Here is a 15,032-nt window from a genome sequence, read left to right as displayed (position 1 = left end):
CACGCTCAGGTCGGGTATGGGCTATTCAAACCGCCAAAAAACCCTCACGAAAACCTGATCATATCATCATCAAAAGAGATTTCCGCCTTGATTCCGCCACCTTGCGCGGCCTGGGTTTGGGTGTCGGCTTTGGCGTGGGCTTCGATCAGTTTGCCGAGCATGGGCAGGTGCTGCATGGAAAGCATCTGGCAGTAGGCGATGGGCAGGGCACCGGACTTGCGCAGTTCCAGGAACGCCTCGTCGGGCAACTGGCTGAGTTTGGACTCGTCGATCTGGTACAGCCCCTGGATGTTTTGCTCGCCGGTTTCCGTCTTGATGGTGATCGGCCAGGGAACAATAAGGTCGTGTCTGGCCAAGGTCGCGCAGGCCGATGCCGTTGCCACCCTGTTTTGCTCCACATGATTGAGGAAGTTCAGAACCTGCTTGACCGCTTCCGAAGGCTCGCCGGTGTCGTCGAAAAAGGCTTCTCCGTCAGGCCCGTCCGTGATCACGTCAGAGTCTTCGTCCACGCAGAGCATGGCCTGGCCATCCTCGGTTCGAGCCAACTGAAAGGGATAGCTGCGCAGGGCGGAGGGAACGTATGAGCCCACCCATTGACCATTGGCGGCCACGAAAAGGTTCTTGCCGGGGTGCAGGCCGAGCAGGGCTACAGGGAAGAAATCGGAGTTTTGCTGAAGAAAGCCGATGGGAAATGCCAGCGCCGCTTTGGGCAATTCCGCCGCCACCAGGCCGAGTACATGCTGGGACATGGCATAGGCGTAGGATTCATAGCGCTTCCAGCGTTTGGGCGAGTGGGTTTCCTTGCTGACGAGAACGTAGTTGGGCATGGGGTTCCTTTTGGTTTTGGCGACGCTCTGGTTGCGGTTGGATACGCGCCGAACGGACGTCTGACTGAATGGCTCTGAAAGCTCGAAAGTGTATAAAAACGAGGCTGGTCCGGCAAGGAAAAGGACTGAGGCAAACGGACTGAGCCTTGTTTACGCCATTGTCCTACAGACAATAGTCTCCAGCTTGTCCTCGTTTTTCACCTTATGGAGGCGGATCGTAGGGCAGAGGTTGGGGGATGGCAAGGGATGTTTTACCACAGATAAGCGCCCTGGTTGACTGCAAACCGGGTCAACGGGCAGGCAGAGGGTCACAGAGGAAAAGATCAAGAAATTCATCACCCTCTGTGCTTCTCTGTGTCCTCTGTGGTGGAAATCTTTCTCTTCTCTACTTCACTCCGCCCAGCCTTTTGAGCATGGGCAGTGTTTTGGTCACAAAGGCGTTCAGGCGGGTGGTCAGTTCTTGCATTGTTTCTTCGCCGTAGGGAATGAGGTTGCCTTCCCTCAGAATGGATTTGCCCAGGCCCTTCAGTCTCTGCTCCACGCCGGTAGCCATGGTTTCCAATGTATTCGCGCCTTTATTGTAGGCGTCCAGGGCCATATACTGGATATCGTCCAGAGTATAGCCGCTACCCACTGAAGGCAAGGCGAAATACCGGTACGGCGCTCCACGGGAGACGGCTTCGGCGATTACTTGGTTGAACTGGATTGCGGGTTTCTTTTTGGCGTCGGGAACGAAGAAGCCGACTGCGTTGCCGTGGGCCAGCATGCTGATGGACTGGAGTATCGATGCTACGTTCAAATTGGGTAAGGCTTTTGACAGTTCAGATATCTTCGTCGGGCCTTTGCTCAGGGCTTCAATAATGGGTTTGTACACGTTGTCATGCCCTGTAACATCACCGGAACTGGTCTGGAATTTCAAGCTTATGGCGTCCGGCTCCTGGGTCAGCGTGATCATCTTCTGAGCGAAAAGGGTCAGTTGCTCGCCGCTCCATACGGGTGCGACACCTCTGACGAACACATCGCGTCTAAAACTCTGGTTGATGGCCAAGTCTTTGAACAGTTCCCGCATGGCCGGGTCAGGGGCTTTGTTCAGGGCCTCGCGCATCTTTTCAGGGAACATTCCGTCGTAGTTGTCAGGCAACGTGGCGCTGCCGAGGAATCTGAGCTTGCCTTCAGAGGCTTCCTGGGCGATCTGGGTGAAGTAGAACAGGGTCCAGGAGTCGTGGAAATACTCGTGATAGATGTAGTTGTCGTTGCTCTGAGCCTGCTTTCGCAAATGATCCAATCGGGAGTTGATCCCCGGTTGCGCTCCGAACAAGGCCGCTCCGGCATCCTTCAGGCTTTCCAGGGCACCTTGGGCGGATTTGAAGCTTGCGGCGTTCACGCCGGTACGCTGGGCGTACTGCATCATCAGGTGCTGAACAGGATGCGTTGCCAGCCAGCCGGGTAGGGCGTTGTAGCTGAAGTAGGCCAAGCCTCCGGGTGTGAGGCACTTATCGATAATTCGGTAGATGGCGCTACGAACTTCCCGGTTCACCCAGGTCAGAATGCCGTGGGCTACAACGTAATCGCAAGGCCCGTAGGTCTCGGTCTTCATGAAGTCGGCTTCATGGAACTCGATGTTGGTCAGCCCCGTACGGCGTACCAGACTTCGGGCATGGGCGATCTGCTCAGGGTTGAAGTCCACGCCCACGAATATCATGTCCGGGTTGGCAGCCGCCATGATGGACAGGCCGTAGCCTTGCCCGCAACCGAGTTCCAGCATTCTGCCGGAAGTGTTCGGCGGCTCGGAGCCTTTGAGTAGGGCTACCCAGTCCAGCCAGTTGGGTGCGAATTCGCGGTAGAAGCCGTAGGTGTAGGAGGTGTCTGAGTAGTAGCCGTGTTGCCAGGATGTGGGCATGGTCAAAATAGCCTTTTGTTGATAGTTGCATTTACTGTCGGGATGGGTTCTGTACTTGGCAAGTACTTAACCAGCACCTGATCCTCCGCCAGCACGGTCTCGCACTCGATTCCCTCTTTTTCCATCTCCATGAAGTTTACGTTCTTCTTCATAATTCACGATTTGGAAAGGCAGGTCTACAGTTGAAATAAAAAATGCCCTTCACAACCTTTTACAGCGGTGAAGGGCAACTTTTGCTACTATATAGCTGGATTTGTTAGTTAAATGAAGTTAAAGTTTACTGCTGGTTGTTATGCGAGGGTAAAGTTTGCGTTGTTAAACTCTGCCAATCCAGCAGCATTGATGCCTACCAAGGTGCCGAGCAAAGTCAACTCATTTGCGTGGTCTACTTTTCCGTCACTAACTCCAGCACCCTCGCCGTCTTGAAATAACCAAATCTGTGTATTAGTGTTTGGTGCTGCACCATTACCAGTTGCTATAAGGAATATTTTTACAGAATCAACAGCAAACTCTACATCGGCAGTATTGTCCTCAAATGCACCATTTTGACCGAATGCAGTAATTAGATGAGCAGCTGCTGCTGCATCATTTGCACCAGCGCCTGCTACTGCTCCAACTGAGAAACTAATGATGTTTGCTGTAGGTTCATTAACTCCACCTGTAATCTTAGCTGCAACATTAGCATATGTTAAGGGTCCTACTACAGGTGTCAATGGTAGAAAATTTAAAACATCTAATTGCGCAACGTTTCCCCGTGTAAAACCGGTAATTGAGTTCGCCCCAGCAGTAGTTGCTGCGAACGAAAAAATATCACCACGACCACTAGATGTGATTATGTCATTACCGGCTGTAATCTGAACCGTGTATCCGTTACCGCTATCAATTGCTGACAAGTTAACTTCGCTGCCTCCAGCTGCTGTAATAAGAACAGCGTCAGCAGCAGTTGCGTTATTCACAGAAGCATCAGTAGCTGTCCAGTTGCCAGTAAATGTTGCTTGAAGTTGAGCTCCAGCAAATATTTCAATAACGTCAGCTGCATTGCCTGCTGCTAAGTCTGTAATCGTCATTTTGTTGTTTACAGCACCAAAATAATCAGCACCTGCGCCACCTGTAAAGGTTGAATCTGCGAATAGATTTAAAAGTCTATCAGCAGCACCTGAACCTGTAATCGCACCTGTTCCTTCGCTGCGCAAGGTGAAGCCTTTTTCGCCTCCACCAACTTCTGCATCCGCCATATTGACTACACGATTGCCATGCGCAGTGATTGTGAATTTAGTATTGTCAGTGCTTTTGTTCCAGGTTTGGTTTGTAGCAGTAAAATTACCAGCATTGGCATCAGCCCATACACTGGCACCACCAGCTTCAAGCTGCAACTGATCGTTTAAATTTTTACCAAGGTTGCCAACATAATAATCATTAGTTGCATTTCCTTTAAAAACAACCTTATCCTGTTGCGCTGAAAGCCAAAAATTAGCTCCATAGCCTGTGGCAATGGCATCGCTTGCATTTAATACTACGCCAGCACCACCAAGACTGTTGAAATCGAAAGTGTGTGCACCGGTCTTGTCATAGTTGTTGAATGTTTGAGTTCCTCCGGCAGTGCCGTTCATTTGAAGTCTTTCCACACCGGTGAAGGTAGTCAAATTTAACGTGCCAAGCGCAGCCCCATCACCGATAAACATCAGGTTTTCAATGTTGGTAACTGTTGGGGTTCCTATCCCATTGAGACCATTAGCAGCATTTAAGTGAATGTGCATCCAGTCGTTGTCACCATTCCAATCGTCGACCAATCTATCGCCGGTGGTTAATGTACCTGCCGATGCAATAACAAGCTCAACTCTCGGAGTGAATCTGAAAGGATCAGCAACGCCATCCCTCGAAGCTTCAGTCGATGTAGCGATATCATTGCCAGCTGTTAAGCGGAAAGGCTCTTGTTGTGGCTCAGGAATCGGAGCTGGATCGGGTCCCGGAGGTACTGGTGCTGGGCCGGGGCCGGGTGTCGGGGGAACAGGTATTGGACTCGGGGTCGGGGTGACTGAATCCACGAAAGCATTAACCTGGGCAGGTGTCAGAAGACTAGGGGAGTCAACGCCTGCTGGACCTGCGTTCCAGCCACTAGGACTACCAAAAGAACCATCAACGCGAGGCATAAGACCAAGATCGTTGATCATGGCGTTGCCAAGACCACGCGGCAGGATCGAGCCTGCAACAAGATTGTTTACGTAGTAGTTGACGATTGAGGTGTTTACGCCAAGATGTGTTCCGAACATGTTGGTCAGCATGTTCTGAACCAGTGTCTGGGCTGTTGCCAAGTTAGGAGATTCAGCGGTCAGCCCGCCAAGATTGCTCACAAACTCCTGCAATCCACTTCTCCAGACGTTGCCGTTGTTCTCAAGCAGGGCCTGGCTCCACTGAGTAAGCTGAGCAGCGGAAGGTGCCCTGCCTATTGTCTCAAAGTAAGCCTTTACTTTGTTATTATAGCTACTTGCGGTGATTGTCATGCTTACTCCTTAATATGTAAAACTAAGGGCAGCTGCTAAGCAACTGCCCTTAGTTTTTGAGTTAACGAGTCATTGGTTCAAAAAGACGGTGGTTGTTATACCATGTCTACCGCAGTTAGATCAGTTACTCCTAAAAGGATAACCATGCCAGTTTGACCAGCGTTGTCAATTGTATTTGCAGCTGCATTTGTCACAACAAGTGTATCTGCGCCGGCAGCGTTGTTAATTGTAAAAGTATTTCCAACATAATCGCCGCGCAAGAAATAGTTATTGTTAGCAGTAAGAGCAGCAGCAGAGTTGACTCCGAAAAGATTAGTAAGGTTCAGTGCTGTTGTTACATCTAGTTTGTCAACGCCAGTTGTAAAGCCATTAATAACATCTACGCCACCAGCAAAAACTATTGTTTGAGTATTTGCAAATGCTCCAGCAAGTGTATTTGCTGTAGATGCTACTGAATCACCCAATGCCATCACAAACGTAGTGCTCGCCCAACCTGAAGTCATATTGTCTGCACCAAGTCCGCCACGAATCACATCACTTCCTTGTCCGCCGATAATAACGTCATTTCCGTTAGAACCTTGAACATTAACGCCTACTGTAGATGCGCCGATTCCAAGTGCATTATCTCCAGAAAGGTCGACTCTGCTTGCAACTCCCATGATAACATTGTTTGTTCCAGCTGTTGCGGTGATGTAGTTAATATCGCCCCCAACGTTATCATTAATGTGAACAGTGTTATTTCCGCCGTTCAAGGTAACCCTGTCTGAGCCCTGTCCGGTGTAAATGACATCGTTGCCCAGACCGGAGGTAATGGAGTCATCGCCGTTCCCGCCACGGAGAATGTCGCTACCAGCGCTACCGATAATAACTGAATCAGCGTTCGTGGGGTTTACCATTGTGACGCCCCAGTTGGTCCCAGCAGAGGGGCGGGCATCGCTGAAGTCGAAACGTGTAGCGCCTGTTCCCGCCAAGTTTATCAAAGTCTGCTGACCATTCAGCGTACCTTCAACGAAAATTCTCTGGGCGAATGTCGTAAGTCCAAAATCCATGGTTCCAGCAATAGCGTCTTCACCCTGGATGATGATGTGTTCAATCCCTCGGATGGTGGGCGCATTTCCGGCACCAGGCAATCCAAATGCGCGATTGGCTCCAATGTACAACTCATCGGCGTCGCGGATTTTGCCAGCCTGGCCCCAGTTGGTGTCGAGCAGGGTGTCGGCCCACTGCAGCGTACCGGCGGGAGCGTATACAACTTCGCTGTTATCGGTGAACTTGAATGCAGTTGGCAGAACGCCGTTAAACGAGTTGATTCCATCAGCATAGTCGGTGTTGGCGGACAACAGAAACTCTCCACCGCTCAGGTTTTCAACATTGGACTCCCAAGCGACACGCTGCGCAGCGGTCACCAGGGCGGGGGAGTTCGCACCGGCAGGACCAGCTTCCCAACCAGCGGGGCTGCCGTAGGTGCCGTCAACTTTCGGCATCAGGCCCAGGTCGTTGATGATGGCGTTCACCAAGCCGCGTTCCTTGATGGAACCAGCAACCAAGTGGTTGACGTAGTAATCTTTGACTGTCTGACTGACACCTACGTGGTTCCCGAGCATGTTGGTCAAGATCCCGTTAACACGGGCAGTGGCCAGAGCTGTTGAAAAAGGAACGTTGTTTCCCCAACCAGCCTGCTGGCTGACATGCTGCTGCAAGCCGAGACCAGACCAGACGTTGCCGTTGGTGTTCACCAGGTTCTGCGTCCAAAGAGCCAAGTCGGCAGCTGTCGCATTCAAGCCGCTGGCCTTGAAGTACGCATTAACTTTGTTCTGATACTGCGCTGCTGTTGCCATAATCTTCTTCCTCCTAAAATTGTGAAAAGTAAAAAAAAGCCCATTCCAAAAATTCGATCAGACCTGCCCGAGAGTCACAACCTTCCTGCCTTTCGAGTTACTAACAACCAGCCTGACCGTGCCTACCTAAAGCAAACTTACCGATCCAGTCAATTACCACAAAACCTTTTCCTCGTTTATCCCCTCCTGTTCCGTGGTTGAATTGATTGTTTCAAAAGCTTTTGCCATGGCCGGAAATGATTGTCAATAAAAAAGCCTAAAAAAAGAGGAGGGAAAAAATCTATTCTTTTCAAGGCGTTGACTGCTGCTGGGGTCAGTAATTATGATTTTTTTTAATACTTTGTAAAATTTTCATCCAGAGCCCATCCCATGACTTGCGCGTAGCATATTCAAAAAAAGCTAAAAATATCTAGATTGAGAGAGGATGGGGTGTCAAGGGGTTTTTGAGTTTTATTGGGTTTTTGGGGTTGATTTCTCTGTGGCTCTCTGTGTTCTCTGTGGTGGAATGTTTTAAGAATTTACCACAGAGGGCACAGAGGGCTTCGCCGTTGAGGGGTTGAGGAGATGGGTTTGTTGGGTTTTTGGGGTTTTGGGTGAGAAAGAGTTGGTGTTGGGATGGGGAGGGCACCGCTCGCTTCGCTTATGGCACGGAGTACGCCGAGAAGAGTTTTTTGTCTTCCGCTGGAGCGATGCGGAAGACAAAAGGGTCGTTGCCTGGGGGGGGCGGGAATCGCTTTCACACGGGGGAGCCGTCGCTGGGCATGATGGATTGGAGTTTCATTCGTTTTGCTATTGCGAAAAGCCTTGCGTCCGCGCAGATGAAAATGTCCTGGTTCGTTTCGCGGTAGGTCAGGAATGTTGCCAGCTGGATACTGTCCAGAGCCCTCAATCCGTAGTCTCTTCCATGGAGTGAGAGGAGGTCGGAGGCATTGTCGTAGACCAGGGATGCGGTAGGCAAGACAACGAAGCGACTTTGTCCGTCCCATGCAAAACGCAGGAGCGCGGCGTCGGCCGCTTGCTCGCTCAACTCCTTTTCTCGAAGTTTTCGAAAAACAGTGGAGCGAAATTCCACACGGGCCAGTTCGGAGATGAACAGAGATGCCTTGCTTCGATATAGTTTCAAAAGGAAGTTGGTGCCTGGCTCGCGGTGATAGAGTTTGACCAGGGCGGACGTGTCCAGAAAAAAGCCGGTCACGATCTTTCGTCGCGTTCCGCGGAAACGGTGTCGGACCATGACCCCCCGGAGGTGGCGGTCAGGCGGAGCACATGGTTGATGTCCGGCGGTTCCGGGAGTGCGTGACGTGGAAGGTCGCGGAGACGATTGATATGTCGCAGGTGTTCGTAGACCGCGGCCATGGCGGGACCGTCCAGGACATTCAGTTCATCATGGATTCTCTGCTTCAAGGTTGTGCTCGGCGACATGAGAGACCTCGGGGTTGGGTTTGTTGGGTTGCTCTGTGGTGGAATGTTTTGGCTTCGCCGTTGAGGAGTTGAGGAGTTGAGGAGTTGAGGAGTTGAGGGGTTGATTTCTCTGTGGCTCTCTGTGTTCTCTGTGGTAGAAAAAAAAATGGAAGAATATCACCACAGAGGGCACAGAGGGCACAGAGGGCTTCGCCGTTGAGGGGTTTTGGGGGCATGTCTCATACCTCTTCCCACCAGATCCGCTCAAACCCCAGACTGACCACCGCATAGCCGCGTAGGCGCAGGGTGTCGTGGCGCTGATTCAGAATTTTCATGTTCCGCCGGGCCTGCTCCAGGGCCTCGTTCATGGCCTGGCGCATCAGGCCCAGGCCCTGAAGCTCCTCGAGGCTCAAGGCCAGGGCCTGGTCCCCGCTCAGCCCGGCGTCCTTGAGGGTCACGAACTTGAACTCGATCAGGATGTCCAGGATCGTGAACCGGCGGGCGTCCGGGCGGATGATCATGGTCAGGTCGGCCCGGCGGCGTTCCAGCTCGGGCTCCGAGTCCATGACGTAGAGGATGTCGTTGTGGAGCAGGGTCAGAAAGGCCGTCTTCACGGTCAGCTCGTTGGCCCAGCGGTAGTCCGCGGTGTGGAAGACCTTGAAGTAGCGCTGCTCCACGAAGGCGCACAGCGGGGCCATGTCGCCGCTTTGGTAGAGCTTTTCAGCGGCATCCTTGCCCGCGTCCCGGCGCATGGGGTCGGGCAGGAGCATCTCGGCGATCTGCTCCACGTAGAGCTTGCGCATCACCAGGTTGGGCACCCGCAAGATCTGCTTGCCCAGAGGTGTCCTGCCCTCCAGGGAAAGCACCCCGAAGTAGTACAGCAGGGAGGCCATGAAGGTATAATCCTTGCTCTGGTCCCGGAGCATGTCCCGCATCCCGAAGCGATTGGCCAGGCGCTCCACCTGGATCCGGGCGCCCTCCACCATCAGGTCCAGCAGCATCTGCCCGCCGCCGGTGAGCTGGGCCAGGTATTCCAGCTTGGACCGGTCCGTGGCCAGGTTGTCGTCCAGCATTTCCTGGGGATACTCGCAGTCCAGGGCAAAATTTTTGAAGAAATACAGGGCCAGGGTCGGGTTGTAGAGCTTGCCGTCGTTTTCCGGGGAAAACCGATATCCGTTGTACCACGTCCGCATCATGTCCAGGGCCTGCTCCCGGGCCGGCGCATCCAGCGCGCAGGCTTCCCCGACCAGATCCATGCCCCGTGCGATTTCTTCGTCCGTAAAACCGCACAGGTCGTTGAGCTGTCGACGCTGGGAGATGTTCTCCGCGATATTGAACCCGCTGGTGATGTCGCTCATGACCACCGGCGAGACCCCGGTGATGAAGATCCGATCGATCAGGCCCTGGCCGGCCAGGGATTTGACGGCCTTGAACAGGGTGCGCAGCGGGCCTTCCTCGAAGACCAGGGCTTCGTAGCGCCGCCCCGCGTCCCGCTGGGCGCTCGTCATCACTTCGTTGGCGAAGTTGTCGTATTCGTCGATGAGCAGGAAGAGGGGATGGCCGGCAGCCTGAGCGGAGGATGCGAGAGACTCCAGCGAGCTCAGGGCGTTATCCGGGTCAATGCCCACCCCCTGGACCCCATAATCCTGATAATACTTCAAAAAGCTTTCGATCCGAACATTGACGTGATCATGCAGCGCCCGCCTGATTCGGTCCACGGTTCCCGTGGGGTCGACGCAGGAAAAGTCGAGCTGGAGCATGAAAAAGCTGTTGCGCAGGGGGGTGGGATTGCGGCCGATGGCCAAAGGGCCGAACATCTCGTCAAAGAGATGGGCCGAGGCCAGGTCGTAGTAGTTGTGCAGGGTGGACAGCAGCAGGCTCTTGCCGAAGCGCCGGGGACGGATGAAAAGCTGGAACTTCCCCTGCTCCAGCAGGGGGATGCGGTCCGTGCGGTCGACGTAGAAATAGCCGTTGGTGGCAATGTCGCGAAAATTGCTGATGCCGTAGGGGAATTTCATGATCGTCTCATGGGGGGCTGGTTTTGGGTTTGTTGGGTTGATTTTCTCTGTGGTAGAATGAATTGAAGAATATCACCACAGAGGACACAGAGGGGCACAGAGGGCTTCGCCTTGGGCTTCGCCTTGGGCTTCGCCGTTGAGAGTCTACGCCGTTGAAGAGTTGAGGTGTTGAGGAGTTGGTGGTTTTTTGGGGTTTCTCTGTGGGGGCTCTGTGTTCTCTGTGGTAGAAAAAAATATATATTACGCGGGCACGTCGATGGAATCCGTGTACATCTCGATGCCCAGCCGTTCTCCCACCACCCTGGCCGCGGGGTCGATCATCGGGGAGATCACGATCAGTCGATCCGCCTGGCGGTTACGGAGCTTCTCGTAGAACCGGACCTTGCGCTCAAAGGCGTACATGGCTGACTTGTCCACTGAGGACTTCAGCTCGCAGACGATGAGCAGGCCATTCTTGATGATCACGTCCAGCTCCACCTGGTCCGGCCGCCCGAACACCTCTCCTGATACGTCGTATTCCGTGACGTTGAGCACCTGGACCCCAAAGCTCTTTTCCAGGATTCCGGCCAGGGCGTTGCGGAAGGCCCGCTCGGACTGCATGCCCCAGCGCGCCCCCAGGCCGCCGATGGTCCGGTCGATCTTGGTGGACACGGCCATGACTTCTTCATGCAGGCGCTTGAGTTCAAGCTGGTTGGCCTCCCATTTGCGATTTTGCTCTTCCCGATCCCGGCGCAGCTCATCCAGCAGCCTGTCAAAGCGGGATTCGGCCTCGACGCGGGGCAGGAACTCGCCGCGCAAGGCCCGCGCCAGGGTCGCGCAAAATGCGGGATCCTGCTCAATGAGCAGGGGCATCTGCTCCAGTATTTCGCTCTTGATGGATTCCAGGGTTGTCGTCATGGTCACGCTTTTGGGTTTGTTGGGTTTTTGGGGGTTGTTGTGGAAAATGATGAAGAATATCAGCACAGAGGTGCACAGAGAGGGGGGATGCGTTTGTTGAAAACAGGGAAAAGCTGCTTTCAGTAAAGCTGCCCGCCGATCAGGTGAAGAATGCTTTGAGCACCAGCGAGACGACCCCTGCCAGCATGACTCCCATCATCCACTTGAGGACCAGGATTTGTTTCTCGAGCCTGTGGATGTCGTCCTTGGTGGCGAGGGTCGCGTCCAGGACCTCTGACAGGACTTGTTTCTGGGCTAATGCGTGCGCTTCCGCTTGTTCCTCGGAGAGTCCGCTTTGCCTGAGTTTTTTCACGTAGGCCAGGGTGTCGAACGTGATGCTGGACATGTCTTGTTCCGTGTGGGTTTTTGGGGTTTTTTGGGTTTGTTTTTGAATTGATTGGAGAATTTGAAGGTTGAACCGCTCGCTGCGCTGAGGGCGTCAAGGGCTCAGAGAAATATTGCCCACCTTTCGGGAGGAACCGGAAGCCTCGGCTTTGGTCACATATTCCTGCATGCCAGCGCCTCCCTTTTGTACACGTTACCCAACCTGGAAGCGGCTGGCAATTTTTTTTGGGTTTTTGGGGTTGGGGGGGGGGGGGGGGGGAGGATATCAGGGCCTTCGCCCTGGGAGAGCTGGTGAGTTGTTGGCGGTGTCGGGATCATAATACCTTTATCCAAGGCATACCATGCTTCAACGTTTTTGGAACTCTGTATCGCGTCGTATTGATTTCATCGGGGGCTGGTGGTGCCAGCTGCGCTATCTGGCTTTTGTCTTTCGTGATGAACTCAGGTGCGGCGGTCTACTCATCACACTGAAGAAAACCTGGGCGTATGTGATCGGGTGCCTGCGTCGGCCCGCGGAAAGCCCGGCGCCGGGTGTCTCGGCGCCTGCCGTGGAAAAGATTCTTGCCATGTTTTCCGATGACCTGCGGGCCTTTGCTGCGCCGCCTCAGGCCGTGGACATCGTTATACCGGTCCATAACGGGTTTGAGTTTCTTGGTCCGCTGCTGCAAAGCGTACTCCGGAACACGACCCCGGGTACGTACCGGCTGATCATTGTCGACGATTTCAGCACGGACCCCAGGGTCGGGCCGTTCCTGGCCGCGTTCCGGGACGACAACCCGGGCAGTGACGTGCTGCTCGTGACGAACCGGGAAAACCTCGGGTTCGTGCAAAGCGTCAACTTGGCGGTGAAGCAGCATGCGCGGAGTCATTTCGTAATCCTGAACACGGACGTCGAGGTCCCGCCGCTGTGGCTGGAGCGCTTGATGTATCCGATCTTCACGATGAAGAAGGTCGCGAGCACCACCCCGTTCACGAATGCCGGCACGATATGCAGTTTCCCGGAATGGCTCAAGGACAACGCGCTTCCGGAGGGGCTTACGGTGGAGGGGGTGGACCGTTTTTTTCAGCAGGTGCATGTTGACAAGACCATTGTACGCATTCCTACGGGCATCGGCTTCTGCATGGGCGTCAACAAGGACGTGGTCGACGCGATCGGGATGTTCGACGAAGCTTTCGGCCTGGGGTACGGCGAGGAGAACGACTGGTGCAGGCGGGCGATCAAGGCCGGGTATGTCAACCTGCACGTCACCAATCTGTTCGTGTTCCACAACCACGGGGGATCATTCCTCAAGGAGGAAAAGCGCAGGCTGCAGGAGCGCAACAGGGTTCTGCTCGCGGAAAAGCACCCCGACTATCACAAGGAGGTGGCCAGGTTCATCCAGGCCGACGAGCTGGGCGCTTTGCGGTCGGTGCTTGCGGCCCGGCTTCTGGCTGAAACGCGGGGCATGGTGCTTTTCCTCGATCATGCCCTTGGGGGCGGGGCGAACCAATTCGCAAAACGGCATCTTCGGGACCAGGACATGGTTTGCGTCCTTGCCCCGGATCGCCGCTCGGGGCGGTTTACGCTCGCCTTTTCCGGGCGGTCCTTTCCCGGGCGGGCGTTGTTCACGGCCGAGGGCCATGACACGCTCAAGGACGTGATCGCCTTTTTCAAGGTCAGGGAGGTGGTCGTGAACAGCATTGTCTCCTTTCCGCGACCTCTGGAACTGCTGGACCTGATCGCCGGGCTGGAGGGCGTCACCCTGACGTACATGGTGCATGACTACTACTGCGGGTGCCCCATGTTCAACCTGCTGGACGATGAACTCCGGTATTGCGGGATTCCGGAAAGCCGGGAGCGCTGCGGGGCGTGCCTGCGCACCAACCCCTTGATCCCGAAGCTGGCCGGAAACGTCCTGCATGCGTATCCCGGCCTGGGCATTGGACAGTGGCGAGAGCATTTTTTCAAGGTGCTTGCAAAGGCCGCAAAGATCGTTTGCTTTTCCAATTCCTCAAAGCAGATCCTCATGAAGTGCCATCCGGGCCTGTCTCCGGAAAAGATCCGCGTTGCGCCGCATGCCGTGGATTGGGTCAGGCCGGTGGCGATCACCCCAACCACACCCACGGTCAACGTCGCCGTGCCGGGGCACGTCAACATCTCCAAGGGCTATCACGTCGTTTCGGCCCTGGCCTCGTACATCGCCCTTAAGGGGGTGGATATGCGGATGCATTTTTTCGGAAAAATTCTCGAACCGCAGGAGAGCATCAGTTCCCTGCCGTCGAGCCGGATGCACGGGCCATACGAGAAATCGGACCTGCCCCGGCTGATGGAAGCCAATGCAATCGATATCGTGCTCATTCCGTCCATCTGCCCGGAGACCTTCTCCTATACCACGGAAGAGGCCCTGCGAATGGGGTTGCCCGTGGCGGTGTTCGACGTGGGCGCGCCCGCGGAGCGGGTCAAGACGTATCAGCGGGGGCTTGTGTTGGAGAGCACCGCGCCCGCGGACATCGTGGCCGGGATTCTCGGTTTCCTGGGAAGGCAGGTTGGGCGCGGCGGCGAGGCCGCGGCGGGTGGCTCGCACGAAAAGATCACCTTTGTCTGCGTATCCAACAACGAACTCGTATACGCAGCGGCTGTCGGCGCTTCAGCCTGGATGACCGAACATCCGATACGTAAATACGACAACAGGGCCGAGAATGTTCCGATCCCGCTCCGGTACAACGAGGCCGTGGACGTGCTGCTGCGTGAAGGCTACAACGGCTGGATCTTCTTCGTCCACAACGACTTCGCTATTCTCCAGGATGTCGGAAAGATAGTGGAGGGCCTGGACCGGCATGCGATCTACGGCCCCATCGGCGCGGTGCTGGAAAACGGCGCCAAGAAGCTCTACGGGCAGATTCATCAGGGCCATGACAGAGGGTTCGTGGCTCATGGCGAGGCCGTGGAGAACCCGAAACAGGTCGACACCCTGGACTGCCAGTGCGTTTTCCTGCACAGCGACCTGTTTCGGAAGCATGCGCTGCGATTTTCCGAGGACCCGGTCTACGCCTTTCATCAATATGCCGAGGAGTTTTGCCTGAATGCCAGCAGGGACCACGGCATAGCGTCCTTTGCCGTGCAGATGGACTGCAAGCACCTGAGCTGGGGCAAACTGGACGCCGGGTTCTACAAGGCCATGAACGGCCTGCTCAAGACGTATCCCGACAGGGCCTGGGCAGGCACCTGCACGCATTTGACCGGGGCGTCCTGATTTCATGGACGCTATTGTGAGCAGGACATCAAT

Annotated in this window: 10 protein-coding genes; 1 reads left to right on the top strand and 9 read right to left on the bottom strand. The window is 54.7% G+C overall.

Annotation, left to right across the window (positions count from 1 at the left end; translation table 11 throughout):
• Positions 1-44: 44 nt before the first annotated feature.
• The 9 genes from AC559A_RS07325 to AC559A_RS07285 form a co-directional block, all read right to left on the bottom strand.
• Positions 45-827 carry a SapC family protein gene (locus AC559A_RS07325; RefSeq protein ID WP_498817163.1) on the bottom strand — a complete coding sequence of 261 codons (783 nt, stop codon included), beginning with the start codon at positions 825-827 and terminating at the stop codon, positions 45-47.
• A 385-nt stretch (positions 828-1,212) separates the two neighbouring features.
• The gene (locus AC559A_RS07320) at positions 1,213-2,727 is read right to left on the bottom strand and encodes a methyltransferase regulatory domain-containing protein (protein WP_498817161.1); all 1,515 of its coding nucleotides are present in this window, start codon (positions 2,725-2,727) and stop codon (positions 1,213-1,215) included.
• A gap of 290 nt (positions 2,728-3,017) precedes the next feature.
• Positions 3,018-5,228, bottom strand: a complete 2,211-nt coding sequence (locus AC559A_RS07315; RefSeq protein ID WP_498817159.1) for an autotransporter outer membrane beta-barrel domain-containing protein — start codon at positions 5,226-5,228, stop codon at positions 3,018-3,020.
• A 95-nt stretch (positions 5,229-5,323) separates the two neighbouring features.
• Positions 5,324-7,066: a hypothetical protein gene (locus AC559A_RS07310; protein WP_498817157.1), complete on the bottom strand. Its 1,743-nt coding sequence runs from the start codon at positions 7,064-7,066 to the stop codon at positions 5,324-5,326.
• A 736-nt stretch (positions 7,067-7,802) separates the two neighbouring features.
• Entirely contained in the window at positions 7,803-8,261 is a 459-nt protein-coding gene (locus tag AC559A_RS07305) for a type II toxin-antitoxin system VapC family toxin (RefSeq protein WP_498817155.1), read from the bottom strand.
• Positions 8,258-8,488 carry a hypothetical protein gene (locus AC559A_RS07300; protein ID WP_498817153.1) on the bottom strand — a complete coding sequence of 77 codons (231 nt, stop codon included), beginning with the start codon at positions 8,486-8,488 and terminating at the stop codon, positions 8,258-8,260. Before AC559A_RS07300 ends, AC559A_RS07305 begins: the two co-directional genes overlap by 4 nt.
• Before the next feature lie 218 nt (positions 8,489-8,706).
• Positions 8,707-10,485 (bottom strand): AAA family ATPase, encoded by a 1,779-nt coding sequence (locus AC559A_RS07295; RefSeq protein WP_498817152.1) that lies wholly within the window; start codon positions 10,483-10,485, stop codon positions 8,707-8,709.
• Positions 10,486-10,725: 240 nt separating this feature from the next.
• Entirely contained in the window at positions 10,726-11,382 is a 657-nt protein-coding gene (locus tag AC559A_RS07290; RefSeq protein ID WP_498817150.1) for a PD-(D/E)XK nuclease family protein, read from the bottom strand.
• Between the two features lie 139 nt (positions 11,383-11,521).
• Positions 11,522-11,767, bottom strand: a complete 246-nt coding sequence (locus AC559A_RS07285; protein ID WP_498817148.1) for a hypothetical protein — start codon at positions 11,765-11,767, stop codon at positions 11,522-11,524.
• Between the two features lie 547 nt (positions 11,768-12,314).
• Between AC559A_RS07285 and AC559A_RS07280 the strand changes: the two genes are divergently transcribed.
• Entirely contained in the window at positions 12,315-14,999 is a 2,685-nt protein-coding gene (locus AC559A_RS07280) for a glycosyltransferase (RefSeq protein ID WP_498817146.1), read from the top strand.
• Positions 15,000-15,032 lie beyond the last annotated feature (33 nt).

The organism is Desulfonatronum zhilinae (assembly GCF_900182865.1).
Classification (GTDB): Bacteria; Desulfobacterota; Desulfovibrionia; order Desulfovibrionales; family Desulfonatronaceae; genus Desulfonatronum; species Desulfonatronum lacustre.
This window is presented reverse-complemented; position numbering and strand designations above follow the sequence as displayed.